A 25,991-nucleotide genomic window follows, 5' to 3' on the forward strand; every position below is an offset into this window, starting at 1 on the left:
GACCCGTCCCGTGAGGCGGGGAAGGAGGTCTACCGTGGCGCCACGCCCACGTGGCGCGACGGAGCCGGCCGAGCGTGAACTGCTCTCAGCCGGGGACGTCGCGCGCACCATCGCCCGAATGGCCCATCAGGTCATTGAGAAAACTGCGCTCGGTGCCGGGGACACGCCCCAGCCCGTGCTGCTGGGCATTCCGACCAGAGGCATCCCGCTCGCGACCCGGCTCGGCGAGCGCATCACCGAGTTCTCCGGCACCGAGGTGCCCAGCGGAGCACTCGACGTCACCCTCTACCGTGATGATCTCCGGCACAAGCCGACCCGGCCGCTCGCGCAGACGCAGCTGCCGGTTAGCGGTATCGACGACGCGATCGTGATCCTCGTCGACGATGTGCTCTTCTCCGGTCGCACCATCCGCGCTGCTCTGGACGCGTTGCGCGACCACGGCAGGCCCCGCGCCGTGCAGCTCGCGGTGCTGGTCGACCGGGGTCACCGGGAGCTGCCGATCCGGGCCGATTACGTGGGCAAGAACGTGCCCACCTCCCGTTCGGAGGAGGTCTCGGTGCTGCTCACCGAGACCGACGGCCGCGACGCCGTGCTGCTGGGGGAGCGCCGATGAAACACCTGCTGACCACGGACGGCCTCGCCGCCGATGCGGCGACCGCGGTGCTGGACACCGCCGACGAACTCAAGCGCACTCTGCTCGGCAGGGAGGTGCGCAAGCTGCCGACGCTGCGCGGGCGCACCGTCGTCACCCTGTTCTACGAGAACTCCACCCGCACCAGGGTCTCCTTCGAGATCGCGGGGAAGTGGATGAGCGCAGACGTGATCAACGTCTCGGCCAGCGGATCCTCGGTCGGCAAGGGTGAGTCGCTGCGTGACACCGCACTCACGCTGGCCGCCGCCGGAGCCGACTGTGTGATCATCCGCCATCCCGCGACCGGGGCCGCGCACCGGCTGGCCGGCTGGCTCGCCGACGCGGGCACCGCGGTGGTGAACGCCGGTGACGGCATGCACGAGCACCCGACGCAGGCGCTGCTGGACGCGGCGACGTTGCGGGAGCGGCTCGGCGGGCTCGCCGGCAGGCGCATCGCGATCGTCGGCGACGTCCTGCACAGCCGGGTCGCCCGCTCCAACGTCCACCTGCTCGCCACCCTCGGCGCCGAGGTGGTGCTCGTCGCGCCGCCGACGCTGCTGCCCGCCGGTGTACGGGCCTGGCCGGTCACCGTCGCGCACGACCTCGACGCCGAGCTGCCCGCCGCCGACGCGGTGATGATGCTGCGCGTGCAGGCCGAGCGCATGCACGGCGGCTTCTTCCCGTCGGCTCGGGAGTATTCGATCGCCTACGGGCTCAACGAGGCACGGCTTCGCCTGCTGCCCGAGGACGCCGTGGTGCTGCATCCGGGACCGATGCTGCGCGGGATGGAGATCGGCTCCGCCGTCGCGGACGCGCCGCAGTCGGCGATCACCGAACAGGTCCGCAACGGCGTCCACGTGCGGATGGCCGTGCTGTACCACCTCTTGGCAGGAGACGGAGGCGAGCGTGGTTGATCATTGTGTGCCTTGTGGTCACGGTCGCCGACCGGGTGCGGGTGTCCCGCAGAATACGGAGGACAAATCTTGACCAGGGGCACCACCGTCATCCGGGGCGCGCGCCGCTATGGCGAGGGGGAGCCGGTCGATGTGCTCGTCGCCGACGGGATCATCGCCGAGATCGGCACGGTCGCCGCGCCGGCGGACGCCGACGTGATCGAGGCGGCGGGCCATGTTCTGCTGCCCGGGTTCGTCGATCTGCACACCCACCTGCGCGAGCCCGGCCGGGAGGACACCGAGACCGTCGAGACCGGCTCGGCGGCGGCCGCACTCGGCGGCTACACGGCCGTGTTCGCGATGGCCAACACCGACCCGGTGGCCGACAACGCGGTGGTGGTGGAGCACGTGTGGCGGCGGGGCAGGGAGATCGGGCTGGTCGACGTCCATCCGGTCGGCGCCGTCACGGTCGGCCTTCGTGGCGAGCGGCTCGCCGAGATGGGCACGATGGCCAAGTCGGTGGCCGGGGTGCGGATGTTCTCCGACGACGGGCACTGCGTGGCAGACCCGCTGCTCATGCGGCGGGCGCTGGAGTACTCGACGGCGCTCGGCACCGTGGTGGCCCAGCACGCCGAGGAGCCGCGGCTGACCGTCGGGGCGCAGGCCCACGAGGGTGAGCGGGCCTCGCGGTTCGGTTATCCCGGTTGGCCGGCCTCGGCCGAGGAGTCGATCGTCGCGCGCGACTGTGTCCTGGCCAGGCACGCCGGTGCCCGGCTGCACGTGTGTCACGTGTCGACCACCGGCACCGTGGACGTGCTGAGCTGGGCGAAGGGACTCGGCATCGATGTGTCGGCCGAGGTGACACCGCATCACCTGCTGCTGACCGACGAGCGGCTCGCGACCTACGACCCGGTGAACAAGGTCAACCCGCCGCTGCGCGCCGAGGCCGATGCCGAGCGGATGCGCCAGGCGCTGACCGACGGCGTGATCGACTGCGTGGCGACCGACCACGCGCCGCACGCCGTGCAGGACAAGGACTGTGAGTGGGCGGCGGCCCGCCCGGGCATGCTGGGCCTGCAGACCGCGCTGTCGATCGTCGTGGAGACGATGGTGCGGCCGGGCCTGCTCGACTGGCGCGGGGTGGCCAGGGTCATGAGCGAGCGGCCAGCCGAGATCGCCGGGCTGCCCGACCAGGGCCGGCCGCTGGAGGCCGGGGAGCCGGCGAACCTCGTGCTGGTCGACCCGGACACCGAGTGGACCGTGCGCGGCGCCGAGCTGGCGAGTATTTCCGCCAACACGCCATACGAGGGAATGCGGCTGCCGGCCGTGGTGAGCGCCACGCTCCTGCGCGGGCGGATTACGTCGCGGGAAGGGAAGATTGACTGATGGAAAGGCTGCTTCTTTCGCTGGTCGTCGTCGTGTTCTTCGCACTCTGCGTCTACGGGATGTGGCGCGGCTGGCGACGCCAGGCGCGCGCGCAGAGTGTCCGTTTCCCGCCGTTCCCGCAGGTTCCGGACGACCTCGGTGAGCCGGTGCTCGACGCCAAGGGGCTGTACGTCGCGACGACGACGGCCGGACACTGGCAGGAGCGGGTGGTGACACGCGGGGTCGGCCTGCGCGGGCCAGCGGTGTTGCGCTACCACGACGGCGGCATCGAGGTGGACCGCGTGGGTGCCACCGGATTCTGGATTCCCCGGGAATCCATTGTGGACGTCAAGACCGGAAGGGGGATGGCCGGCAAGGTCATGGGCACGGAAAGCCTGCTGGTGGTCAGCTGGCGGCTAGGGGAAACCGAGCTCGACACCGGGTTCCGGGGTGACGACATCGGTGTCTATCCACAGTGGATCGCTCAGGTCAAGGGAGGTGCCCAGGTATGAGCGGAACGCGCACACCGGCGGCGCTGGTGCTCGAGGACGGCCGGGTGTTCCGCGGCGCGGCCTACGGCGCGCAGGGTGCCACGCTCGGGGAGGTCGTGTTCTGCACCGGCATGACCGGCTACCAGGAGACGCTGACCGACCCCTCGTACAGGGGACAGATCGTCGCGCAGACCGCGCCGCAGATCGGCAACACCGGCTGGAACGACGAGGACGACGAGTCGTCCCGGATCTGGGTCGCGGGCTACGTCGTGCGCGATCCGGCGCGCACGCCGTCCAACTGGCGGTCGAGGCGCTCCCTCGACGAGGAGCTCGCCACGCAGGGCATCGTCGGTATCGCCGAGGTCGACACGCGGACGCTCACCCGGCACATCCGGGAACACGGCGCGATGCGGGCCGGGGTGTTCTCCGGTGACGCGCTCGCGCCGGACGACGAGCTGGTCACGCAGGTGCTGGCGAGCCCGTCGATGAAGGGCGCCGACCTCGCGGGTCAGGTGACCACACGGCAGCCCTACGTCGTGCCGGCGCAGGGCGAGCGGCGCTACCGTGTCGCCGCGCTCGACCTCGGCATCAAGGCGAACACCCCCCGGCAGCTGGCGAAACGCGGCATCGAGGTGCACGTGCTGCCCGGCGGATCGACGTTGGAAGACCTGCTGGCCGTCGAACCGGACGGTGTGTTCCTGTCGAACGGTCCCGGTGACCCCGAGACGCAGACCCACGCCATCGAGCTGACCAAGGCCGTGCTGGGGCAGCAGCTGCCGCTGTTCGGCATCTGCTTCGGCAACCAGATCCTCGGCAGGGCGCTGGGCCTGCGCACGTACAAGATGCGCTTCGGCCACCGCGGCATCAACGTCCCGGTGCTCGACATCGAGACCGGCCGGGTGGCCATCACCGCACAGAACCACGGTTTCGCCCTGGAAGGTGAGCCGGGGCAGCGGTTCGAGTCCCCGTTCGGTGCGACGAAGGTCAGCCACTACTGCGCCAACGACGGCACGGTCGAGGGGCTGCGCTGCGAGGACGTTCCCGCCTTCTCGGTGCAGTACCACCCGGAGGCGGCGGCGGGCCCGCACGACGCCAACCCGCTGTTCGACGAGTTCGTGACCTTGATGGAGGCACGCGCGGGCCACAATCGCGCAGCCCCGCCCGCGGGGGCCGACCGGGTGCGGGTGTCCCGCGAAGCACTGGAGAAGCAGAAGTAATGCCCAAACGCACTGACATCGAGCACGTTCTCGTCATCGGTTCCGGACCGATCGTGATCGGTCAGGCCGCCGAGTTCGACTACTCCGGCACCCAGGCCTGCCGGGTGCTTCGGGAGGAGGGCCTGCGGGTCAGCCTCGTCAACTCCAACCCCGCCACGATCATGACGGACCCGGAGTTCGCCGACGCCACCTACATCGAGCCGGTCAACCCCGACTACGTCGAGAAGGTCATCGCCGCGGAACGGCCCGACGCGCTGCTCGCCACGCTGGGCGGCCAGACCGCCCTCAACTGCGCCGTCGCGCTACACGAGCGCGGGGTACTGGAAAAGTACGGCGTCGAGCTCATCGGCGCCGACATCGACGCGATCCAGCGCGGTGAGGACCGGCAGAAGTTCAAAGACATCGTGCGTGCCGTCGGCGCCGAGGTGCCACGCAGCGCCGTGTGCCACTCGATGGACGAGGTGCGCGGGACCGTCGCCGAGGTCGGGCTGCCGGTGGTCATCCGGCCGTCGTTCACGATGGGCGGCCTCGGCTCGGGGATGGCCCACACCGACGAGGAGCTCGAGCGGCTCGCCTCCATCGGCCTTGAGGAGAGCCCGGTCACCGAGGTGCTCATCGAGGAGAGCGTGCTCGGCTGGAAGGAGTACGAGCTCGAGCTGATGCGCGACCGGCACGACAACGTCGTGGTGGTGTGCTCGATCGAGAACGTGGACCCGATGGGCGTGCACACCGGCGACTCGGTCACCGTCGCGCCGGCGATGACCCTGACCGACCGCGAGTACCAGCACATGCGCAACGTCGGTATCGACGTGCTGCGCGAGGTCGGCGTCGACACCGGCGGCTGCAACATCCAGTTCGCGATCAACCCGCGCGACGGGCGCATGGTCGTGATCGAGATGAACCCGCGGGTGTCGCGTTCTTCGGCGCTGGCGTCGAAGGCGACCGGGTTCCCGATCGCCAAGATCGCCGCGAAGCTGGCGATCGGCTACACGCTCGACGAGATCAGCAACGACATCACCGGCGAGACCCCGGCCAGCTTCGAGCCGACGCTCGACTACGTGGTCGTCAAGATGCCGCGGTTCGCGTTCGAGAAGTTCCCCGGCGCCGATCCGACGCTGACGACGACGATGAAGAGCGTCGGTGAGGCGATGTCGCTCGGCCGCAGCTTCGCCGAGGCGCTCGGCAAGGCCATGCGCTCGCTGGAGACCAAGCGCGTCGGCTTCTGGACCCGTCCCGATCCCGAGGGCGCCACACTGGAGTCGACGCTGGCGGACCTGCGTACCGGGCACGAGGGCAGGCTCTACGCCGTCGAACGTGCCCTGCGGCTCGGTGCGACGCCGGCGCAGGTGCACGAGGCCAGCGGCATCGACCCGTGGTTCATCGACCAGATCGCGCTGATCGGCGAGGTCGGCGCCGAGGTCAGGGACGCGCCCGTGCTGGACGAGCCGTTGCTGCGGCGGGCCAAGCGCACCGGCCTTTCCGACCGGCAGGTCGCCGCCCTGCGACCCGAACTGGCCGGTGAGGACGGCGTGCGGACCTTGCGGCACCGGCTCGGCGTGCATCCGGTGTTCAAGACCGTCGACACGTGCGCGGCGGAGTTCGCCGCGAAGACGCCGTACCACTATTCGGCCTACGAGTCCGACGCCGCGGCGGAGTCGGAGGTCGCGGCGCAGAACGGCAAGCCGAAGGTGCTGATCCTCGGCTCCGGCCCGAACCGCATCGGGCAGGGCATCGAGTTCGACTACTCCTGTGTGCACGCGGCGCTCGCCCTGCGCGAGGCCGGGTTCGAGGCCGTGATGGTCAACTGCAACCCGGAGACGGTGTCGACCGACTACGACACCTCCGACCGCCTGTACTTCGAGCCGCTGACCTTCGAGGACGTGCTCGAAGTGGTCCGTGCCGAGCAGGCGTCGGGCACGGTGGCCGGTGTGATCGTGCAGCTCGGCGGGCAGACCCCGCTGGGTCTGGCGAGGCGGCTCGCGGATGCGGGTGTGCCGATCGTGGGCACCCCACCGCAGGCCATTCACCTTGCCGAGGACCGTGGCGCCTTCGGCGACGTGCTGCGCTCGGCCGGACTGCCCGCTCCGCAGTACGGCACGGCGACCTCGTTCGCGGGCGCCAAGCGGATCGCCGACGAGATCGGCTACCCGGTGCTCGTGCGCCCGTCGTACGTGCTGGGCGGCCGTGGCATGGAGATCGTCTACGACGAAGCGTCGCTGGCCGGCTACATCCAGCGCGCCACGGAGGTCACTCCCGAGCATCCGGTGCTGGTGGACCGGTTCCTCGACGACGCGATCGAGATCGACGTGGACGCCCTGTTCGACGGCGAGGAGCTGTACCTGGGCGGCGTCATGGAGCACATCGAGGAGGCCGGCATCCACTCCGGCGACTCGGCATGTGCGCTGCCGCCGATCACGCTGGGGCACACCGATCTGGAGGAGGTGCGCCGCTGCACCGAGGCCATCGCGCGGGGAGTCGGTGTGCGCGGCCTTCTCAACGTGCAGTACGCACTCAAGGACGATGTGCTCTACGTGCTGGAGGCGAACCCGCGGGCCTCGCGCACGGTGCCGTTCGTGTCGAAGGCGACGGCCGTGCCGCTGGCCAAGGCCGCGGCGCTGCTGATGACGGGCTCCTCGATCAAGGACCTGCGTGCACGCGGTGTGCTGCCGCAGCAGGGCGACGGTGGCCGTCTGCCGGTCGACTCGCCGGTGGCGGTGAAGGAGGCCGTGCTGCCCTTCCACCGCTTCCGCACGCCGGAGGGTCAGGGAGTGGACTCCCTGCTCGGGCCGGAGATGAAGTCCACCGGCGAGGTCATGGGTGTCGACACCTCCTTCGGCACGGCTTTCGCGAAGTCGCAGGCCGGTGCCTACGGGTCGTTGCCGACCTCGGGCAAGGTGTTCGTGTCCGTCGCCAACAGGGACAAGCGCTCGCTGGTCTTCCCGGTGAAGCGGCTCGCCGACCTCGGCTTCGAGGTGCTGGCGACCTCGGGCACGGCGGAGGTACTGCGGCGCAACGGGGTGCCGTGCACGGTCGTGCGCAAGCACTACCAGGGCAGCACCGCCGACGAGCCGAACATCGTCGAGGTGATCCTCGACGGCGGGGTCGACATGGTCATCAACACGCCGTACGGCAACAGCGGGCCCCGCATCGACGGCTACGAGATCCGGACCGCCGCTGTGTCGCGGGGCATCCCGTGCGTCACCACTGTCCAGGGCGCTGCCGCGGCCGTACACGGCATCGAGGCGCTCATCCGGGGTGACATCGGGGTCCGCTCGCTGCAGCACCTCCAGGCGTCCCTGCGCGGCCGGTCGTGAGTGGAAGCGAAACGCTCCCCAAGGCCACCTTGGTTGCAGGAATCAAACACTGCGGCGCGAAGCGTCTCGGTTTGGGCGGTGGTGGGAGACGGGTGGGCGCAACCAAGGTGGCCTTGGGGGACAAGACCGAAGGGTCACGGCATGGCTGAGGGGTTCGAGGGGTTCGGGAAACGGCTCGCGGACGCGGTGGCACAGCGTGGGCCACTGTGTGCGGGGGTGGACCCGCATCCGGCGCTGCTGGAGGCCTGGGACCTGCCTGGTGGCGTACGTGGCCTGGAGACGTTCGCGCTGACGGCCACCGACGCCATCGCGCCGCACGTCGCCGTGCTCAAGCCCCAGTCGGCGTTCTTCGAGGCGTACGGCGCCGCGGGGATCGCCGTACTGGAACGCGTGCTCGCCCATGCCAGGCAGGCGGGCGCGCTGGTGCTGCTGGACGTCAAGCGAGGCGACATCGGCTCGACCATGGCCGCCTACGCGCAGGCCTACCTCGGCGAGGACGCCCCGCTGGCGGCCGACGCGATCACCGTGTCGCCCTATCTCGGCTTCGGCGCGCTCGAGCCGGCGTTCGCGGCGGCAGAGGCGAGCGGCAGGGGAGTGTTCGTACTGGCGCGCACCTCCAACCCCGACGGGGCGGGGCTGCAGCGGGCCGACACCAACGGCAGGACGGTCGCCCAGTCCATTGTGGACGACGCGGCACGGCGCAACGCGGGAGCCGTTCCGCTCGGCGCCACCGGCGTGGTCGTCGGCGCCACCAACCGGCCTGGCGAGCTCGACCTCACTGGGCTGAACGGGCCAATCTTGGCGCCCGGGTTCGGCGAGCAGGGCGCGACCGCGGACGACCTGCCTGCGGTGTTCGGCGACAGTCTTCCCTCGGTGCTGCCCGCATCGTCGCGTGGACTGCTGCGGGAGGGGCCGGACGCGACGGCGCTGCGTGCCGCGGTGCTACGCACCCAGGAGAGCCTGCTGCGGGTTGCCTGCCGGCCGTGATGCGGAGTTCCTGCCCTGGTCGAAGCACATGTTGATCTTGCACTAGGGTAATCGGCGTGGCGCAGGCGGGGGTGTCGGCGCCGCACCGGAAAACGGATTCACTGGTCGCGGGCTGACACCGCGACGCCAGAAGTGAGTAGGGTCGTCTCTGGTCGTGCCGCGGCGCCCAGTCGCGTCACGAGAGCACCATCCACCAGGCCGCTATACGGCGCCCGGGTGATGCGATCGGCGCCCACCCCCGCATTGTGAGTCCAGGTCGAGGGTGGGTACGGTCGCCACACCCACCCAGAATTTGAGTAATACCGGAGGAAAACGTGGCACTTCCCCAGCTCACCGAGGAACAGCGTGCTGCGGCGCTGGAGAAGGCCGCCGCCGCCCGTCGCGCCCGCGCGGAGCTCAAGGAACGGCTCAAGCGCGGCGGCACCACCCTCGCCGACGTGCTGAAGCAGGCCGACGAGGACGAGGTCCTCGGCAAGATGAAGGTCTCCGCTTTGCTGGAGGCTCTGCCGGGCGTGGGCAAGGTGCGTGCGCAGCAGACGATGGAGCGTCTCGAGATCGCTACCAGTCGCCGGCTGCGCGGCCTCGGCGACCGGCAGCGCAAAGCGCTGCTCGCCGAGTTCAGCGGCGAGTGAGTGAGCAGCTACACCGCGGCTCGATCGAGGCCGGCGTTCGCGGCGGCCAGGACCGGAGGGCAGCAGCCCGCATGATCGCGGCGGCGGGGCGAACCGATGGCGGAAACGGTGGAACGATGACCGAGCCAGAGCCCCGGCGGCGCGATCATGTGCCGGTCGCAGGACAGACCGATGGTGAGCCGGTGCCGGCTGAGACGGCGCGGCACCGGCTCACTGTCGTATCCGGACCATCGGGGGTCGGCAAGTCCAGCGTCGTTGCCGAACTGCGGCGGCTGTGCCCCGACATCTACTTCAGTGTCTCGGTGACCACCCGCACGCCGCGGCCCGGCGAGGTCGACGGCGAGCACTACCACTTCATCGAGCGGGACACCTTCGAGGCGATGGTCACCAAAGGTGAGCTCCTCGAACACGCCGAGTTCGCCGGCAACAGCTACGGCACCCCCCGAGCGCCGGTCGAGGCGGCGCTGCGGTCGGGGCGGCCCGCGGTGCTGGAGATCGAGCTACAGGGCGCACGGCAGGTGCGGGCCGCGATGCCGGACGCCCAGCTGGTCATGCTGCTGCCGCCCTCATGGGGCGAGCTGGTCGGCAGGCTCACCGGCCGGGGTACCGAGGCCGACGACGCCGTGCAGGCCCGTCTGACGGAAGCGCAGCGTGAGCTCGCGGCCGCGGCGGAGTTCGACGCGCAGGTGGTGAACGCCGACGTGCAGACCGCCGCGCGCGAGTTGCTAAGCTTGGTGACCGGCGAAGATACCGCTTTCGACGATTCGGAGCACAGTTAGTGACCGCGATGACGTTGGGCCCGCAGAGCGAACACCTCGAGGGCATTACCAACCCGCCTATCGACGACCTGCTCGAGAAGGTCAGCTCCAAGTACGCGCTGGTGATTTACTCGGCCAAGCGTGCCCGCCAGATCAACGACTACTACGCGCAGCTCGGTGAGGGCCTGCTCGAGTACGTCGGCCCGCTCGTCGAGCCGGGTCCGCGGGAGAAGCCGCTGTCGATCGCCCTGCGCGAGATCCACGCCGGCCTGCTCGAGCACACCGAAGGCGAGTAGCGGCGCGGTGCGCCCGCAACCTCGTGTCGTCCTCGGGGTGGGCGGAGGCATCGCGGCCTACAAGGCGTGCGAGGTCCTGCGCGGGCTCACCGAGACCGGGCACGACGTCCGCGTCGTGCCCACCGCGGCCGCGCTGAACTTCGTCGGCGCGGCGACCTTCGAGGCACTGTCGGGGCATCCCGTGCACACCGGGGTGTTCACCGACGTGCCCGACGTCCAGCACGTGCGTGTCGGCAAGGAGGCCGACCTCGTGCTCGTCGTTCCCGCCACCGCCGACCTGCTGGCCAGGGCGGCGCACGGCCTCGCGGACGACCTGCTGACCAACACCCTGCTCACCGCCCGGTGCCCGGTCGCCTTCTTCCCCGCCATGCACACGGAGATGTGGGAGCACCCAGCGACTCGCGCCAACGTCGCCCTGCTCCGATCGCGGGGAGCCGTGGTGACCGAGCCGGCCTCGGGCAGGCTCACCGGCGCCGACACCGGCAAGGGCAGGCTCGCCGATCCACGCGAGATCGTCGACATCGCCCGCCTGCTGCTGGCCCGCGCCGACGCGTTGCCGCGTGACCTGGAGGGAGTCCGGGTCGTCGTCTCGGCCGGCGGCACGCGGGAACCACTCGACCCGGTCCGCCACCTCGGCAACCGCTCGTCCGGCAAACAGGGCTACGCACTGGCCAGGGTCGCCGCGCAGCGCGGTGCCCAGGTCACGCTCGTCGCCGCGCACACCGAGGCGCTGCCCGAGCCGGCCGGCGCCGACGTCGTGCACGTCTCCACGGCCCTCCAGCTGGCCACAGCGGTCGAGGAGGCCGCGGCGAAGGCCGACATCGTCGTCATGGCTGCCGCCGTGGCCGACTTCCGTCCCGTCAGCACCGCTGAGAACAAGATCAAGAAGTCGGACGACCTGCCCGACCCGACGATCGAGCTGACCCGCAACCCGGACATCCTCGCCGGACTGGTCGAGCATCGCCGGAGCAGCCAGATCATCGTGGGGTTCGCCGCCGAGACCGGCGACGAGCGGGGCAGTGTGCTCGACCATGCCCGCGCCAAGCTGAAGCGCAAGGGCTGCGACCTGCTGGTGGTCAACGCCGTCGGCGAGGGCAAGGCGTTCGAGGTTGAGGAGAACACCGGCTGGCTGCTGTCGGCCGACGGTGTGGAAGAACGCATCCCACTCGGCGCGAAGTCGCAGCTCGCGGCCACAGTGTGGGATGCGGCGGCCGCGCTACTGCGGCGCAGACCGGATCGCCAGTAGGCTCGTCTGGGGCATTCGCCCGCAGGCAGCTGATGAATGAGGAGTGAGGACGTCGTGACCGCGTCGAACCGTAGGTTGTTCACGTCGGAGTCGGTGACCGAGGGGCACCCGGACAAGATCTGCGACGCGATCAGCGACTCCGTACTGGACGCGCTGCTTGGCAAGGACCCGCGCAGCCGGGTCGCGGTCGAGACGCTGATCACCACGGGTCAGGTGCACGTGGCCGGGGAGGTCACCACCGAGGCGTATGCGGACATTCCGACCATCGTGCGGGAGAAGATCCTCGAGATCGGCTACGACTCCTCGGCCAAGGGGTTCGACGGCAACTCCTGTGGCGTGAACATCGCGATCGGCTCGCAGTCGCCGGACATCGCGCAGGGTGTGGACGTCGCCTACGAGTCGCGGCTGGAGAACGCGCTCGACGAGCTGGACCGGCAGGGCGCGGGTGACCAGGGCCTGATGTTCGGCTACGCGTGCTCGGACACGCCGGAGCTGATGCCGCTGCCGGTCGCGCTGGCGCACCGGCTCGCGCAGCGGCTGGCGGCGGTGCGCAAGGACGGGACGCTGCCCTACCTGCGCCCGGACGGCAAGACCCAGGTGACCATCGAGTACGCCGGTGAACAGGCGGTGCGGCTGGACACCGTGGTGGTCTCCAGCCAGCACGCCGAGGGCATCGACCTGGAGAAGATGCTCGGCGTCGACGTGCGTGAGCACGTGGTGGGCCCGGTGCTGGCAGGCGTGGAGCTGGACAGCTCCCAGCTGCGCCTGCTGGTGAACCCGACGGGCCGGTTCGTCGTGGGTGGCCCGATGGGGGACGCCGGGCTGACCGGTCGCAAGATCATTGTGGACACCTACGGCGGGATGGCGCGGCACGGTGGTGGCGCGTTCTCCGGTAAGGACCCGTCGAAGGTCGACCGCTCGGCGGCGTACGCCATGCGGTGGGTGGCCAAGAACGTGGTCGCCGCCGGGCTGGCGGGTCGCGTGGAGGTCCAGGTGGCGTACGCGATCGGTAAGGCGGCGCCGGTGGGGTTGTTCGTGGAGACGTTCGGGACCGAGCACGTCGACCCGCTGAAGATCCAGGGGGCGATCGCCGAGGTGTTCGACCTGCGGCCCGCGGCGATCATCCGTGACCTCGACCTGCTGCGCCCGATCTACACGCAGACCTCGGCCTACGGGCATTTCGGCCGGCCCGAGCTCGACCTGCCGTGGGAGCGCACCGACCGCGCCGACAGCCTGCGCAAGGCCGTGGGAGCCTGACGCACGCCGCCCCGCCGCGACACGATTACGACCCAGTGGTGACATGGTGATGGCGCTGCTCTAGGCTCCCGATCTCGTGGTGGACACTCAGGAGATCGCGTCGTCGCAGCGCCGGGAACCGGCTCCACCGCGGGCCCGGAGCACGCGCCACATCAGCTGGGACGCGCTCCGGGTGCTCGGGATCATCGCGGTCCTGGCGTTCCACGCCACGTTCCTCGCACCACAGACACTGCCGGGCTTCGACCTGCCGCCGGGGCCGCTGCAGATGGACTTCCCCTTCGGGGCTTCCATCCTCATCGTCATCTCCGGCTACTTCGCCGCGATGACGATCGGCAAGCAACCGCCGCTGCGCTGGTGGTTCCGGCGGCTCGCCCGCCTGCTACCCGCCTTCTGGGGCGCCGTCGTGGTGATCTTCGTGGTGACGTTGCTGTTCGCACCGGAGGGTCTGCCGCGGCCCGCTTACGGCGACCTGGTCGGCAACCTGGCGCTCGTGCACACGTTGCTGGCCTCGGTCGACTACATCGATCTGTCCCACTGGACCGTGCCGGTGCAGGTGGCTTCCTTCACCGCGATCGCACTGCTCGCCTGGCGCGGCCGGGTTCGCGGCCGGGCGGCGACCGCGGTGATGTGGGCGGTGCTGCTGGTGCCGCTCGCCGTGCGCGTGCTGTTCATGGGACCGGGCATGGCGGTGCCGCAGTGGCTGAGCATGGTCATGGACGGTTCCGGCCTGAACCGGGCCCACCTTGTGGTCGCGGGTGTGGCGATCTACCGGTGGTCGAAGGGCCGGATGAGCTTCGCGCAGCTGTACTGCATGCTCGGCGTGGTGCTCATCGCGCACGACAAGCACCCGCCGGACGGCGACTCCGTGATCGCCTTCGCGGTCGCGCTGGTGCTGATCTGCGTCGCCGCCTACCAGCCGGCCTGGGACCTGCCGTTCCTGACGCGGCTGAGCCGGCCGATCCGGTGGCTCGCCGGCATCTCCTACGGCGTTTACCTCATGCACTACGTCATCGGCACCATCGTCGCGCGCAGGCTGGCCGACCTCGGTGTGCCCTGGTGGGGCTGGGTACCCGCGTTCGTCGGCACGGCGATCCTGCTCGGCTGGGCGCTCACGAGATGGGTCGAGCAGCCGGTCTTCAACCTGCTCACCCGGCGCCTCGACGCCGCACCCGCGCGGTAGGGACCGCTCTGGTAGAGAAGACGGCGTGAGCCGCCCGGAGACCGCACCGCTGTGGGACCTGCCGCAGCCCAAACCCGCCAAGGGCGCCCGCGGCGGCTCCAACAGCGGATCCAACAAGGGGCAGCGGCAGCCCGCGGAATCCGACCCGGTCGCCAGGGTGATCGTCGATGTGCCGCTCGCGCACCTGGACCGCACGTTCGACTACCACGTGCCGCGTGAGCTCGACGCCGCCGCCGTGCCGGGGTGCCGCGTGCGAGTGCGGTTCGCAGGGCAGCTGGTGGACGGTTTCCTGCTGGAACGTGCCGCCACGACCGAACACCAGGGCAAGCTGGCTTTCCTGGAACGGGTCACCTCCAGTGAGCAGGTCCTGCCGCCAGCGCTGGCGGCACTGTGCCGCTCGGTCGCGCAGCGCTACGGCGGCACGCTGATCGACGTCCTGCGGCTGGCCGTGCCGCCCCGGCATGCCAAGGCCGAGGCGGAACCGCCCCGTGCGCCCGCGCCAACCCCGGCCGAGCCGCCGGTCACCGGCTGGAACCGCTACCCGTGGGGCCCGGCGTTCGCGGACGCGCTGCGAGCGGGGCGCGCGGCCCACGCGGTCTGGCAGGCGCTGCCGGGCGAGGACTGGCCCGCGCGCCTGGCCGAGCTCGCGACCACCGTCGTGGCCGCTGGCAAGGGCGCCGTGCTCGTCCTGCCCGACCACCGCGACGTCGCCCGCGTCCATGCGGCCTGCGCCGCGCTCGCCGGGGCCGATGCCGTCGTCGCCCTCTCGGCCGATCTCGGTCCCGCCGAGCGCTACCGCCGCTGGCTCGCGGTTTTGCGGGGCGCCGCGCGGATCGTCGTCGGCACCCGGGCGGCGATGTTCGCCCCGGTCGCCGACCCGGGGCTGTTCGTGGTCTGGGACGACGGCGACGACCTGCACGCCGACCCGCACATGCCGTATCCACAGGTGCGCGACGTGCTCGTGCTGCGCGCACACGCTGCCAGCGCGTCGGTGCTCATTGCCGGGCACACCCGCACTGCCGAAGCGCAGCTGCTGCTCGAGTCGGGCTGGGCACACCCGATCGTCGCGGCACGCGAGGAGCTGCGTGCGTGCGCGCCGCGGGTGACGCCGACCGGTGAGGACTTCGACGTGGCCCGTGACGAGGCCGCCCGCGCCGCACGGCTGCCCGCGGTGGCGTTCGAGGCCGCGCGAGCGGGCCTGGCGGCGGGTGCCCCGGTGCTGGTGCAGGTGCCCCGTCGGGGGTACGTGCCGGGGCTGGCCTGCGCCCGCTGCCGCACGCCGGCCCGCTGCCGGCGTTGTGCGGGTCCGCTCATGCTGCCCGGTGGGGGCGAGGCCGGGGTGCCGCGCTGCCGCTGGTGCGGTGTCGCGGACGCGGCCTACCGGTGCGGCACCTGCGGATCGGGCAGGCTGCGCGCGGTCGTCGTCGGGGCCAAACGCACCGCCGAGGAGCTGGGCAGGGCGTTCCCCGGTGTCGCCGTACGCACGTCCGGCGGCGGTGAGGTGCTCGCCGGTGTCCCGGCCAAGCCGTCGCTGGTCGTGGCGACACCAGGCGCCGAGCCCGTCGCCGAGGGCGGCTACGGCGCCGCGCTGTTGCTCGACGGGTGGGCGCTGCTGGGCAGGCAGGACCTGCGCGCCGCGGAAGAGACCCTCCGGCGGTGGATGGCGGCAGCGGCGCTGGTGCGGCCTGCCCGTGCGGGTGGCCGTGTCGTGGTCGGCGCCGACGCCGCGATCCCGGTGGTGCAGGCGCTCGTGCGATGGGACCCGGGCTGGCATGCCGAGCTGGAGCTCGCCGACCGCAAGGAGCTCGGTTTCCCGCCCGCCGTCCGGATGGCGAGTGCCGAGGGCACGCCGGATGCCGTCGCCGCGCTACTCGACGAGATCACGCTGCCGGAGTCGGCGGAGGTACTCGGCCCGGTTCCGCTCGGCGAGGTCGACGCCGATGGCCGGGCGGAACGGGAACGGGCACTGGTGCGGGTGCCGCGCGCCGAGGGACGCGCGCTGGCCGCCGCAGCACACGCGGTGAACGCGCTGCGCAATGCTCGCAAGGAAACCGACCCGGTCCGCATCCAGCTCGATCCGCTCGACCTCGTCTGACCGCAGTGGGTGCGCGTGTCCGGCGGGCGGTCGCGGCGCTGAGAGGCCGCGCGGATAGGGGTCTCGGCTGAATTTCGGGGACACCCCGGACCCCGAGGCGTGGCGGCGATCCAGGCGGCAGCGTCCCGCAGGGACACAGCGCCGCCTGGGCGCCGCCCGCCCGTACGTTTCCCATCTGTGTGGCCTCGTAGACTGGCTGGCGATGTTGCTCTCTGTCGCTGCCGCGGATCGCCGATGAGGCTGGTGTTCGCAGGCACTTCCGAACCCGCCGTCCCGTCACTGTGCACACTGCTGGAATCCGGCAGGCACGACGTGGTCGCCGTCGTCACGCGTCCCGATGCCCCGGCGGGCCGTGGCCGCAAGCTGCTGCGCTCGCCCGTTGGTGCGGTCGCCGACGAGCACGGCATCGAGGTCCTCACCCCACAGCGCGCGGGCGATCCGGACTTCCTCGCCCGGCTCACCGAGCTGGCACCCGACGCCTGCCCGGTGGTCGCCTACGGTGCGCTGCTGCCGCAGCGGGCGCTGGACATCCCCCCGCACGGCTGGGTGAACCTGCACTTCTCGCTGTTGCCCGCCTGGCGTGGTGCGGCACCGGTGCAGGCCGCGATCCGCGCCGGCGACGAGATCACCGGTGCGTCGACGTTCCGCATCGTCGAGGAACTGGACGCCGGGCCCGTCTTCGGTGTGCTCACCGAGCCGATCGCTCCCACCGACACCGCTGGCGACCTGCTCGGCAGGCTCGCCGTGTCCGGTGCCGCGCTGCTGCGCTCCACGATGGACGGGATAGCGGACGACGCACTGCGCGCCGTGCCGCAGGAACCCGGCGGTGCGAGCTACGCGCCCAAGGTGACCGTCGCGGACGCCCGCGTCGCGTTCACCGATCCGGCGGCGGCGGTCGACCGGCACATCCGCTCGATGACCCCGGAGCCGGGCGCGTGGGCGGAGTTCCGGGGCGAACGGCTGAAGCTGGGCCCGGTGGTCCCCGTTGACGGGCCGGGGCTCGCGCCGGGGGAGCTGCTGGTCGAGCGCAAGCAGGTGCTCGCAGGGACCGCGACCACCCCGGTGCGGCTCGGCGATGTACAGGCACAGGGCAAGAAACGCATGCCGGCGACCGACTGGGCGCGCGGTACGAGAATCGAGCAGCAGGAGCACCTCACATGACACCAGGCAGCCGGCAGCGCAAGCCGGACCGCAGCCGGCGGCCGGCGCCACGCAAGGAAGGCCCGCGCAAGCCGCCCGCCCAGGACCCGGCCCGCCGTGCCGCGTTCGATGCCCTGCGGGCCATCAGCGAGCGCGACGCCTACGTCAACTTGATTCTGCCGGAGCTGCTGCGCAAGCGTGGCGTCACCGGCCGCGACGCGGCACTCGCCACGGAGCTGACCTACGGTACGGCTCGGGCGCAGGGTCTGCTCGACGAGATCATCGCCGCCTGCCTCGACCGGCCGCTGTCCAAAGTGGACAAAGTGGTGCTCGACGCGCTGCGCATCGGCGCCTACCAGCTGCTGCGGACGCGGATTCCCCCGCACGCGGCCGTGACCTCGGCGGTGGATCTGGTCCGCGAGGTCGCCGGCTCGCACGTGGCCGGGTTCGTCAACGCCGTACTGCGCAACGTGGCCGAGAAGGACGAGGCGGCGTGGCTGGACCAGCTCGCGCCGGACCCGCAGACGGACCCGATCGGTAACCTGGCCCTGCGTACGGCGCATCCGCGCTGGGTGGCGCGCTCGTTCGCCGAGTCGCTCGGCGACAGGGGAGCCGAGCTGGCTGCGGCGCTCGGGGCCGACGACGCCAGGCCCGCCGTCCACCTGCTCGCCAGGCCCGGCGAGATCAGCGCCGACGAGCTCGCCGCGATCACCGGCGGTGACGTCGCCCCGTACTCGCCCTATGGCGTGCACCTGCCCTCGGGCACCGGCGATCTCGCCGACTCCGAACCCATCCGCGAGCGGCTGGCGATCGTGCAGGACGAGGGCAGCCAGCTCGTCGCCATCGCAGCCGCGAACGCCCCGGTCGAGGGCACCGACCAGCGCTGGCTGGACCTGTGCGCAGGGCCCGGCGGCAAGGCGGTCGTGCTCGGCTCGCTGGCCGCGATCTCCGGCGCCACCCTCGATGCCGTCGAGGACCTGCCGCACCGGGCGACACTGGTGGAGCAGGCCACCGACGGACTGCCGGTCACCGTGCACACCGTCGACGGCCGCGACCCCGGCCTCGAGCCGGGCTACGACCGGGTGCTGCTGGACGCGCCGTGCAGCGGGCTCGGCTCCCTGCGCAGGCGGCCCGAGTCACGTTGGCGCAGGCAGCCCTCCGACCTGCCCCAGCTGACCAAGCTGCAGGGCGAGCTGCTGGCCTCGGCGTTCCGGCTGGTGCGCTCAGGCGGTGTCGTGACGTACGTGGTGTGCTCGCCGCACCTGGCCGAGACCGAGGGCGTCTTCGGCGAGGCCGTGCGCAGGGCCAAGGCCGAGGTGGTCGACGCGCGCGAGCTGTTCCCCGGCGTGCCACAGCTCGGCGACGGACCGTTCGTGCAGCTGTGGCCACACAGGCACGGCACCGACGCGATGTTCTGCGCCGTCGCCAGGGCGCGGTGAGCCGGGTTCTCGGCCTGGTCGCCGCCTCCTGCGGTGGTGTCGAGACGCGGCTGTGCGCCGAGCTGGCCGCACCAGCGGTCCGGCGCGGCTGGCGGCTGGCGGTCACCCTCACCCCGACAGCCGCGCGCTGGCTGACGGCCAGCGGCGAGCTGGACCGGGTGCGGCAGTTCACCGATCTGGAGGTGCGCAGCGAACCCCGGCTGCCGGGCGAGCCGCGCCCTCATCCGGATCCGGAGGTGTTCCTCTTCGCCCCCGCCACCGCAGGGTCGGTCGCCAAGCTGGCGCTCGGCCTCGCCGACAACCAGGCGCTGACGGTCCTTGGTGATGCGCTGGGCGATCCACAGGTCACGATCGTCGTGGGCTACTCGGTCCGGGACACCCGCTTCGGGCATCCCGCCTGGCAGCGCCACCTGGACGTGCTGGCCTCGGCCGGGGTACAGCTGCACCGGCTGGCCGGGGACCGGTCCTGGTCCGGCGTGCTGGACCTGCTGCCGGTGAGCTGAACCACGCTCCGCGTGGCGGAGGGGTCCGCGCCGACCGGGGGTACGCCGCCCCCTCTACACTCGCGCGCGTGGCCCATCAACCGCTGATCGCACCCAGTATCCTGTCCGCCGACTTCGCCCGCCTCGGCGAGGAGATCGCCGCTGTCACCGGAACCGGCGACGCACGCGCCGACTGGGTGCACGTCGACGTGATGGACGGCCACTTCGTCCCGAACCTCACCCTCGGCCTGCCCGTCGTGCGGTCCCTGCTGCGGGCGACCGACCTGCCGCTCGACTGTCACCTGATGATCGAGGACCCCGACCGCTGGGCCCCCGGGTACGCCGAGGCGGGCGCCTACAACGTCACCGTCCACGTCGAAGCGGCGCACGACCCCGTGATGATCGCCAAGAACCTGCGGGCGGCAGGCGCGAAGGCCGGTTTGTCGGTCAAGCCGAACACCAGGCTCGAGGACCACCTCGACACACTGAGGCATTACGACACGCTGCTCGTGATGTCGGTGGAGCCGGGCTTCGGAGGCCAGTCGTTCATGCCCGAGGTCCTCGACAAGGTGCGGACCGCGCGCCGGCTCGTCGACACCGGTCACCTGCAGGTTCTGGTCGAGATCGACGGCGGGATCAACGCCGACACCATCGAGCAGGCGGCCGAGGCCGGTGTCGACTGCTTCGTCGCAGGCTCCGCGGTCTACGACGCGCAGGACCCCGCGCAGGCCGTCGCCGCGCTGCGGGCCAAGGCGGCACAGGCACAGGCGGCGCAGTGAGGTGACCGTCCCGGCAGGCGAGCGCGACACCATGGCGGTGGCGCTCGCCCTCAGCGCGACGGTCCGGGGCACGACCAGCCCGAACCCGCCGGTCGGCGCGGTGATCCTCGACGCGCACGGCACACGCGTCGGTGAGGGCGCGACCCAGCCGCCCGGCGGACCGCACGCCGAGGTGATGGCGTTGCGGCAGGCGGGCGAGCGGACCCGCGGGGGCACGGCGTTCGTGACGCTCGAACCGTGTGCGCACCACGGTCGCACGCCGCCGTGCACGGAGGCGCTGCTCGCCGCCGGGGTCGCCGCGGTGCGTTATGCCGTCGCCGATCCCCATCCCCAGGCCGCGGGTGGCGCGGACGTACTGCGCGCCGCCGGAGTCGACGTGCGCGGCGGGCTGCTCGCCGAGGAGGTCGCCGGCGGTCCGCTGCGTGCCTGGCTGCATTCCGTGCGGACTTCTCGCCCGCATGTCACGTGGAAGTATGCGGCCACACTGGACGGCAGGGTCGCCGCGGCGGACCGCACGAGCCGCTGGATCTCCGGGCCCGTGTCGCGAGCCGAGGTACACGCCATCCGTGAGGCGGCCGACGCGGTCGTCGTCGGCACCGGCACGGTGCGCACCGATGATCCCTGGCTGACCGTGCGGGGCCCCGACGGTTCACTGGCCGCGCGCCAGCCGCTGCGTGTGGTGGTGGGCACAGGCGGCATACCGGCGACCGCACGCGTGTTGGACGATGCGGCGGAGACGCTGCGAGTCCACACCCACGATCCCGACGAGGTGCTCGCGGTGCTGGGGGAGCGTGGTGTCGTGGACGTTCTGCTGGAGGGTGGGCCGACACTGGCCGGCGCCTTCGTGGCCGCGGGCCGGGTCGACCGGATCGTGGCCTACGTGGCACCGGCCCTGCTCGGTGCCGGACCGGTGGCCCTCGGCCCGGCGGGAGTGTCAACCATCACCGAAGCGCACCGCTGGCGAGTCGAAGGAGTCACCATGAGCGGTGACGACGTGCGTATCGCCGCCGTGCCAGTCGTAGCTGAGGGAGGCCGTTAGTGTTCACCGGCATTGTCGAGGAGCTCGGCGAGGTGTCACACGTCGAGCAGCGACCCGACGCGGCGCGCCTCACCGTGCGCGGACCGCTGGTGACCAGCGACGCAGGGCGCGGGGACTCGATCGCGGTGAACGGCGTGTGCCTGACCGTCGTCGAGGTCTCCGGCAGCGAGTTCACCGTCGACGTCGTCCACGAGACGCTGCGCCGGTCGAGCCTGGACGAGGCCGAGCCAGGCCGGCGGGTCAACCTGGAACGCGCGATGCCGGCGAACGGCCGGTTCGGCGGTCACGTCATGCAGGGCCATGTCGACGGCACGGGCGTCTTCCTGCGGCGCGATCCCGACGATCTGACCCATTTCGCGTTCCCGCCGGAGCTGGCGCGCTACATCGTGGAGAAGGGGTCCATCGCGGTCGACGGCATCTCGCTGACGGTGGCGGCGGTCGGCGCGGAGGAGTTCGCGATCGCGCTCATCCCGACCACGCTCGCACTCACCACCCTCGGCCGCACCGAGCCGGGCGAGTCGGTGAACCTCGAAGTCGACGTGCTCGCGAAGTATGTCGAGAAACTGGCCGCTGTCCACCTGCCGGGTGCCGCGGTGGAGAATGGCGTGGGCAAGGAGGACGCGTGAGCATGACAGATGCCGGTCCGTCACTGGACATCGAGACGATCGAGCAGGCCATTGCCGACATCGCCAACGGCAGGCCGGTTGTGGTGGTCGACGACGAGGACCGGGAGAACGAGGGCGACCTGATCTTCGCGGCGGAGAAGGCAACGCCGGAGCTACTGGCCTTCATGGTCCGCTACACCTCGGGCTACATCTGCGTACCGCTCACCGAGCGGGACTGCGACCGGCTCGACCTGCCGCCGATGTACCACACCAACCAGGACCGGCGCGGCACCGCCTACACCGTGACCGTCGACGCCTCCGAGGGCATCGGCACGGGCATCTCGGCGGCCGACCGCGCGCGCACCATCCGCCTGCTCGCCGACCCGAAGGCTCAGCCGTCCGACTTCCGCAGGCCCGGTCACGTCGTGCCGTTGCGTGCCAAGGAAGGCGGTGTGCTGCGCAGGCCGGGGCACACGGAGGCGGCCGTCGACCTGGCCAGGATGGCGGGCCTGGCGCCGGCGGGCGTGCTCTGCGAGATCGTGTCGCAGAAGAACGAGGGCGACATGGCACTGCGGGACGAACTCGAGGTGTTCGCCGCCGACCACGACCTGCGGCTCATCACGATCGCCGACCTCATCGCCTACCGGCGGCGCAAGGAGAAGCAGGTCCAGCGGGTGGCGGAGGCGCGCATCCCGCTGAGCCCAGGCACGTTCCGCGCGATCGGTTACGACAGCCTGCTGGACGGCATCGAACACGTCGCGTTCGTCTACGGCGACGTCGGCGACGGTGAGGACATCCTGGTGCGCGTGCACTCCGAATGCCTCACCGGTGACGTCTTCGGGTCCCTGCGCTGCGACTGTGGCCCGCAGCTGGAGGCGGCGCTGGAGGCCGTGGCGGCAGAGGGGCGTGGTGTGGTGCTCTACATCCGCGGCCATGAGGGCAGGGGCATCGGGCTGCTGCACAAGCTGCAGGCCTACCAGCTGCAGGACGCAGGCGCCGACACCGTCGACGCGAACCTCGCGCTGGGCGTGCCCGCCGATGCGCGTGACTACGGCACCGGGGCGCAGATCCTGAGTGACCTCGGGGTGCGCTCGATGCGGCTGCTCACCAACAACCCGGCCAAGCGGGTCGGCCTCGAAGGCTACGGGCTGCGTGTGACCGGACGGGTCCCGCTGCCCGTCTCGCCGAACCCGGAGAACCTGCGGTACCTGCGCACCAAGCGGGATCGTATGGGGCACGACCTGTCCCAGCTGGAGCACTTCGACGAGGTCGGCGCCGAGTTCGGCGATGTGCGTAACGGTGGAGGTCAGGCATGAGGAGTCCGGTGTCGAGCCCGGAGGAGACGGCATGAGCGGACAGGGACGGCCCAGTGATGCGGGTGTCGACCTGAGCGAGTGCGAGAACCTGCGGCTCGCGATCGTCGTGACCCGCTGGCACGAGAAGATCACCGACAGCCTGCTGGCGAACGCGCTGCGGACGGCGTCGGAAGTCGACCTCGGCCAGGAGGCCACAGTGGTGCGCGTCGCGGGTGCGATCGAGCTGCCGGTGGTGGCGCAGGCGCTGGCCCGCAGCCACGATGCGGTGGTCGCGCTGGGCGTGGTGATCCGTGGCGGCACTCCGCACTTCGACTACGTGTGCGATGCCGTGACGGCGGGGCTGACCCGGGTGGCGCTCGACGAGAGCACCCCGGTCGGCAACGGCGTACTGACGTGTGACACCGAGGAGCAGGCGCTGGACCGGGCCGGGCTGCCGGGCTCGGCGGAGGACAAGGGACGTGAGGCGACCATCGCCGCCCTGACCACCGCGCACGTGTTGCGTGGTCTGCGCCAGCCGTGGACGGAACGAGGTTTTGTGTGAGCGCGACCGTGACCGGGGAGACGGTGCTGATCAGGCCGAGGCGGGCCACGTGGATGGCCAGTTGCCTTGCGCTGCTGCTGGTGGTCGTGTTCACCGTGGTTGCCGTGCTGCTGCGCAACACGAGCACGGGTGTGATCTTCCAGACCAGTGACCAGGTCGCGATGATCGGCATCGGGGTGCTGCTCGCGTGCGGTGCGCTGCTGTTCGCGGCGCCGCTGGCGCGGGCCGACGCCGACGGCATCGAGGTACGCAACGTGCTGCTCACCCGCCGGTTCTCCTGGCAGGAGGTGCTGTCGGTGAGCTTCCCCGATGGCGCCTCGTTCGCCCGGCTGGAGCTCCCGGACGACGAGTACCACTCGGTGCTCGCCGTGCAGGCCGTCGACCGCGACCGCGCCGTCGAGGCCGTTCGCGCCCTCCGCCGCCTGCACAAGCAGGCTCGGGACTGACGTAGAGCTCTGAACGCGGCTTGCGTGGCGGTGCGGGTGGCGGAACCTCAGCCTCCCGCCCGCCAGCCCGACCGCCCACCCGTCGCCCGACCGCCACCCCTGACGGAGGCGCTTCGCGCCGCAGTGCCCTCGGCTCCGGGATCGCCTCCTCATGAATGCCAATTCACCCACGTCGGCGCTGTCCTCGCGAGAAGACCGGCTGAGAACCCGCTGCGGCGCAAGCTGATAGCCCACAGCAAGCGGCTCCGCTGCTGATGAAAACGGCTCCTACACCTCGAGGTCCACGACGACCGGGGCGTGGTCGGACCCGCCCTTGCCCTTGCGTTCCTCGCGGTCGACGTAGGCGTCGGTGACGGCCTCCGCGAAGCCGCGGTTGGCGTAGACCAGGTCGATGCGCATCCCGTTGTTCTTCGGGAACGCCAGTTGCCGGTAGTCCCAGTAGGTGTAGGGGCGGTCGTACTTCAGTGCCCGGGGAACGACGTCGGTCAGTCCTGCCTCGCGCAGCATCGCCAGCGCTTTGCGCTCGGGTTCGGTGACGTGTGTCGAGTCGGCGAACAGCGCGATGTCCCACACGTCGGCGTCGGCCGGGGCGATGTTGAAGTCGCCGAGCACCGCGAACGGTCCGCCGCCGTCCGCTTCGCCGAGCACGGTCGCCTGCAGCGCCTCCAGCCAGCGCAGCTTGTAGGTGTAGTGCGGGTGCCCGGGTTCGCGCCCGTTGGGCACGTACACCGACCACACCCGCACCCCGCCGCAGGTGGCGCCGAGCGCGCGCGGCTCGGTGACGCCGTCGTACGACGGCTGGTCCACCAGTCCGCGGGTGACGTCCTCGATCCCGACCCTGGACAGCACCGCCACACCGTTCCAGCGGCCGGTGCCGTGGCTCGCCACGTCGTAGCCGAGTGCGGCGATCTCGGCGCGGGGGAACGCATCGTCAGCGCACTTGAGTTCCTGCAGGCACAGCACATCCGGCGCAGCGGTGGCCAGCCAGGCCGTGAGCCGGGGCAGGCGCGCGGTGATCGAGTTGACGTTCCACGTGGCGATCCGCATGGGGAGACCTTCGCACACCAACTGCCATGTATAACGATCTATACAGCACGGCCCTGGGTCGTAGTCTGGTGAGCATGGCACGCGCGAGGGCGAGGAAGCCCGACGTCGTCCTGTTCGACGTCTTCGAGACGCTGGTTCGGCTGGAACCGCTGCGCGAACGGTTCGTCGAGGCCGGCAGGCCGGGACACGAGCTAGAGCTCTTCTTCGCCCGCACGCTGCGCGACGGTATGGCCTACACCCTCGCCGGCGAGGCCCCGCCGTTCCGCGAGGTGGCCGCCGCGCAACTGGCGATCACGTCGGGCCATGCGCTCGGTCGCGACCAGATCGAGCACATACTGGCAGGGTTCGCCATGCTACCGCTCCAGCCGGATGCCGAGCCGGCGCTCGATCTCCTGACGGAGGCCGGCATTGCGGCCTACGGCTTCACCCATGGCTCGGCGGCGATCTTGGAGTCCATTCTGGACAGACAGGGGATCGCGCACAAACTGGTACGGGTCCTGTCGGCGGAGGAGATCCGGTCGTTCAAACCACCGGCGAAGGTCTACCACTGGGCGTGCGCGCAGGCCGGTTGCGCGCCGGAGGCGACCGCGGTCGTGGCCGTGCACTCCTGGGACACCCACGGTGCCGTGCGGGCCGGGCTGCTGGCCGGGTTCGCCACCAGGCTGGAGGGTGGCCTGCCCGCCGTCGTCGAGCGGCCACACGTGGTCGCCGAGCGCGTGGACGAGGTGGTCGCGGGGCTGCTCGGCCTCTGACGTGTGCCGGGCCAAGGTGGGGCGCGGAGTTGTCGGTGCCGCG

The 25,991-nt window shown here is 71.3% G+C and carries 25 protein-coding genes; 24 read left to right on the forward strand and 1 reads right to left on the reverse strand.

The genetic code is table 11. From position 1 onward, the window contains the following. Positions 1–34 precede the first annotated feature (34 nt). From pyrR to ABZ863_RS10545, 23 genes are all read left to right on the forward strand, one after another. A complete protein-coding gene (gene pyrR, locus ABZ863_RS10435; protein ID WP_358533513.1) occupies positions 35–613 on the forward strand; it encodes a bifunctional pyr operon transcriptional regulator/uracil phosphoribosyltransferase PyrR in 579 nt (192 codons plus the stop codon). Further along, a complete protein-coding gene (locus ABZ863_RS10440) occupies positions 610–1,545 on the forward strand; it encodes an aspartate carbamoyltransferase catalytic subunit (RefSeq protein ID WP_358533516.1) in 936 nt (311 codons plus the stop codon). The genes pyrR and ABZ863_RS10440 overlap by 4 nt, the downstream gene beginning before the upstream one ends. 69 nt (positions 1,546–1,614) lie before the next feature. Further along, positions 1,615–2,910: a dihydroorotase gene (locus ABZ863_RS10445; protein ID WP_358533519.1), complete on the forward strand. Its 1,296-nt coding sequence runs from the start codon at positions 1,615–1,617 to the stop codon at positions 2,908–2,910. Beyond that, positions 2,910–3,401 (forward strand): transporter, encoded by a 492-nt coding sequence (locus tag ABZ863_RS10450; protein WP_358533521.1) that lies wholly within the window; start codon positions 2,910–2,912, stop codon positions 3,399–3,401. Before ABZ863_RS10445 ends, ABZ863_RS10450 begins: the two co-directional genes overlap by 1 nt. Further along, on the forward strand, positions 3,398–4,597 hold the full coding sequence (gene carA, locus ABZ863_RS10455; protein WP_358533524.1) for a glutamine-hydrolyzing carbamoyl-phosphate synthase small subunit: 1,200 nt from the start codon (positions 3,398–3,400) through the stop codon (positions 4,595–4,597). The genes ABZ863_RS10450 and carA overlap by 4 nt, the downstream gene beginning before the upstream one ends. Beyond that, the gene (gene carB / locus ABZ863_RS10460; protein WP_358533528.1) at positions 4,597–7,911 is read left to right on the forward strand and encodes a carbamoyl-phosphate synthase large subunit; all 3,315 of its coding nucleotides are present in this window, start codon (positions 4,597–4,599) and stop codon (positions 7,909–7,911) included. Before carA ends, carB begins: the two co-directional genes overlap by 1 nt. 141 nt (positions 7,912–8,052) lie before the next feature. Beyond that, positions 8,053–8,898 carry an orotidine-5'-phosphate decarboxylase gene (gene pyrF, locus ABZ863_RS10465; protein WP_358533531.1) on the forward strand — a complete coding sequence of 282 codons (846 nt, stop codon included), beginning with the start codon at positions 8,053–8,055 and terminating at the stop codon, positions 8,896–8,898. Between the two features lie 314 nt (positions 8,899–9,212). Then, entirely contained in the window at positions 9,213–9,530 is a 318-nt protein-coding gene (gene mihF / locus ABZ863_RS10470; protein WP_005437476.1) for an integration host factor, actinobacterial type, read from the forward strand. 116 nt (positions 9,531–9,646) lie between these two features. Next, positions 9,647–10,309, forward strand: a complete 663-nt coding sequence (gene gmk / locus ABZ863_RS10475; protein WP_358533535.1) for a guanylate kinase — start codon at positions 9,647–9,649, stop codon at positions 10,307–10,309. A gap of 8 nt (positions 10,310–10,317) precedes the next feature. Next, positions 10,318–10,584 carry a DNA-directed RNA polymerase subunit omega gene (gene rpoZ, locus ABZ863_RS10480; protein ID WP_358533538.1) on the forward strand — a complete coding sequence of 89 codons (267 nt, stop codon included), beginning with the start codon at positions 10,318–10,320 and terminating at the stop codon, positions 10,582–10,584. A gap of 7 nt (positions 10,585–10,591) precedes the next feature. After that, positions 10,592–11,830, forward strand: coding sequence for a bifunctional phosphopantothenoylcysteine decarboxylase/phosphopantothenate--cysteine ligase CoaBC (gene coaBC / locus ABZ863_RS10485; RefSeq protein ID WP_358533541.1), 1,239 nt, complete (start codon positions 10,592–10,594; stop codon positions 11,828–11,830). Positions 11,831–11,884: 54 nt separating this feature from the next. Continuing rightward, positions 11,885–13,087 carry a methionine adenosyltransferase gene (metK, locus tag ABZ863_RS10490; RefSeq protein ID WP_358533544.1) on the forward strand — a complete coding sequence of 401 codons (1,203 nt, stop codon included), beginning with the start codon at positions 11,885–11,887 and terminating at the stop codon, positions 13,085–13,087. A 94-nt stretch (positions 13,088–13,181) separates the two neighbouring features. Continuing rightward, the gene (locus tag ABZ863_RS10495) at positions 13,182–14,267 is read left to right on the forward strand and encodes an acyltransferase (protein WP_358533899.1); all 1,086 of its coding nucleotides are present in this window, start codon (positions 13,182–13,184) and stop codon (positions 14,265–14,267) included. A 25-nt stretch (positions 14,268–14,292) separates the two neighbouring features. After that, positions 14,293–16,362, forward strand: a complete 2,070-nt coding sequence (locus ABZ863_RS10500; protein WP_358533547.1) for a primosomal protein N' — start codon at positions 14,293–14,295, stop codon at positions 16,360–16,362. A gap of 234 nt (positions 16,363–16,596) precedes the next feature. Beyond that, positions 16,597–17,523 carry a methionyl-tRNA formyltransferase gene (fmt, locus tag ABZ863_RS10505; protein WP_358533549.1) on the forward strand — a complete coding sequence of 309 codons (927 nt, stop codon included), beginning with the start codon at positions 16,597–16,599 and terminating at the stop codon, positions 17,521–17,523. After that, entirely contained in the window at positions 17,520–18,941 is a 1,422-nt protein-coding gene (locus tag ABZ863_RS10510; RefSeq protein ID WP_358533552.1) for a transcription antitermination factor NusB, read from the forward strand. Before fmt ends, ABZ863_RS10510 begins: the two co-directional genes overlap by 4 nt. Next, on the forward strand, positions 18,938–19,444 hold the full coding sequence (locus ABZ863_RS10515) for a flavoprotein (RefSeq protein WP_358533555.1): 507 nt from the start codon (positions 18,938–18,940) through the stop codon (positions 19,442–19,444). The genes ABZ863_RS10510 and ABZ863_RS10515 overlap by 4 nt, the downstream gene beginning before the upstream one ends. 83 nt (positions 19,445–19,527) lie before the next feature. Next, a complete protein-coding gene (gene rpe, locus ABZ863_RS10520; protein ID WP_358533902.1) occupies positions 19,528–20,202 on the forward strand; it encodes a ribulose-phosphate 3-epimerase in 675 nt (224 codons plus the stop codon). Positions 20,203–20,233: 31 nt separating this feature from the next. Then, on the forward strand, positions 20,234–21,241 hold the full coding sequence (ribD, locus tag ABZ863_RS10525) for a bifunctional diaminohydroxyphosphoribosylaminopyrimidine deaminase/5-amino-6-(5-phosphoribosylamino)uracil reductase RibD (RefSeq protein ID WP_358533905.1): 1,008 nt from the start codon (positions 20,234–20,236) through the stop codon (positions 21,239–21,241). Beyond that, the gene (locus ABZ863_RS10530) at positions 21,241–21,867 is read left to right on the forward strand and encodes a riboflavin synthase (RefSeq protein ID WP_358533557.1); all 627 of its coding nucleotides are present in this window, start codon (positions 21,241–21,243) and stop codon (positions 21,865–21,867) included. Before ribD ends, ABZ863_RS10530 begins: the two co-directional genes overlap by 1 nt. A 2-nt stretch (positions 21,868–21,869) precedes the next feature. Continuing rightward, positions 21,870–23,162: a bifunctional 3,4-dihydroxy-2-butanone-4-phosphate synthase/GTP cyclohydrolase II gene (locus ABZ863_RS10535; RefSeq protein WP_358533908.1), complete on the forward strand. Its 1,293-nt coding sequence runs from the start codon at positions 21,870–21,872 to the stop codon at positions 23,160–23,162. Between the two features lie 31 nt (positions 23,163–23,193). Then, on the forward strand, positions 23,194–23,703 hold the full coding sequence (ribH, locus tag ABZ863_RS10540) for a 6,7-dimethyl-8-ribityllumazine synthase (RefSeq protein WP_358533560.1): 510 nt from the start codon (positions 23,194–23,196) through the stop codon (positions 23,701–23,703). Between the two features lie 53 nt (positions 23,704–23,756). Beyond that, complete coding sequence (locus tag ABZ863_RS10545) at positions 23,757–24,149, forward strand: PH domain-containing protein (protein WP_358533911.1); 393 nt, start codon at positions 23,757–23,759, stop codon at positions 24,147–24,149. Positions 24,150–24,416: 267 nt separating this feature from the next. Here the strand turns inward: ABZ863_RS10545 and ABZ863_RS10550 are convergent, their stop codons facing one another. Further along, entirely contained in the window at positions 24,417–25,196 is a 780-nt protein-coding gene (locus tag ABZ863_RS10550) for an exodeoxyribonuclease III (RefSeq protein ID WP_358533563.1), read from the reverse strand. Positions 25,197–25,270: 74 nt separating this feature from the next. On the opposite strand from ABZ863_RS10550, the gene ABZ863_RS10555 reads away from it, so the two are divergent. Next, a complete protein-coding gene (locus tag ABZ863_RS10555) occupies positions 25,271–25,948 on the forward strand; it encodes an HAD family hydrolase (protein WP_358533566.1) in 678 nt (225 codons plus the stop codon). Positions 25,949–25,991: the final 43 nt, after the last annotated feature.

This window comes from Saccharomonospora sp. NPDC046836 (assembly GCF_040645195.1).
GTDB lineage: Bacteria > Actinomycetota > Actinomycetes > Mycobacteriales > Pseudonocardiaceae > Prauserella_A.

Bases quoted from the DNA above. Each gene is read 5' to 3' on its own strand.
- ABZ863_RS10440 (WP_358533516.1), top strand. From the start codon at position 610: ATGAAACACCTGCTGACCACGGACGGCCTCGCCGCCGATGCGGCGACC.
- ABZ863_RS10450 (WP_358533521.1), top strand. From the start codon at position 2,910: ATGGAAAGGCTGCTTCTTTCGCTGGTCGTCGTCGTGTTCTTCGCACTC.
- carA (WP_358533524.1), top strand. From the start codon at position 3,398: ATGAGCGGAACGCGCACACCGGCGGCGCTGGTGCTCGAGGACGGCCGG.
- carB (WP_358533528.1), top strand. From the start codon at position 4,597: ATGCCCAAACGCACTGACATCGAGCACGTTCTCGTCATCGGTTCCGGA.
- pyrF (WP_358533531.1), top strand. From the start codon at position 8,053: ATGGCTGAGGGGTTCGAGGGGTTCGGGAAACGGCTCGCGGACGCGGTG.
- gmk (WP_358533535.1), top strand. From the start codon at position 9,647: ATGACCGAGCCAGAGCCCCGGCGGCGCGATCATGTGCCGGTCGCAGGA.
- rpoZ (WP_358533538.1), top strand. From the start codon at position 10,318: ATGACGTTGGGCCCGCAGAGCGAACACCTCGAGGGCATTACCAACCCG.
- fmt (WP_358533549.1), top strand. From the start codon at position 16,597: ATGAGGCTGGTGTTCGCAGGCACTTCCGAACCCGCCGTCCCGTCACTG.
- ABZ863_RS10510 (WP_358533552.1), top strand. From the start codon at position 17,520: ATGACACCAGGCAGCCGGCAGCGCAAGCCGGACCGCAGCCGGCGGCCG.
- ribD (WP_358533905.1), top strand. From the start codon at position 20,234: ATGGCGGTGGCGCTCGCCCTCAGCGCGACGGTCCGGGGCACGACCAGC.
- ABZ863_RS10535 (WP_358533908.1), top strand. From the start codon at position 21,870: ATGACAGATGCCGGTCCGTCACTGGACATCGAGACGATCGAGCAGGCC.
- ribH (WP_358533560.1), top strand. From the start codon at position 23,194: ATGAGCGGACAGGGACGGCCCAGTGATGCGGGTGTCGACCTGAGCGAG.
- ABZ863_RS10545 (WP_358533911.1), top strand. From the start codon at position 23,757: ATGGCCAGTTGCCTTGCGCTGCTGCTGGTGGTCGTGTTCACCGTGGTT.
- ABZ863_RS10550 (WP_358533563.1), bottom strand. From the start codon at position 25,196: ATGCGGATCGCCACGTGGAACGTCAACTCGATCACCGCGCGCCTGCCC.
- ABZ863_RS10555 (WP_358533566.1), top strand. From the start codon at position 25,271: ATGGCACGCGCGAGGGCGAGGAAGCCCGACGTCGTCCTGTTCGACGTC.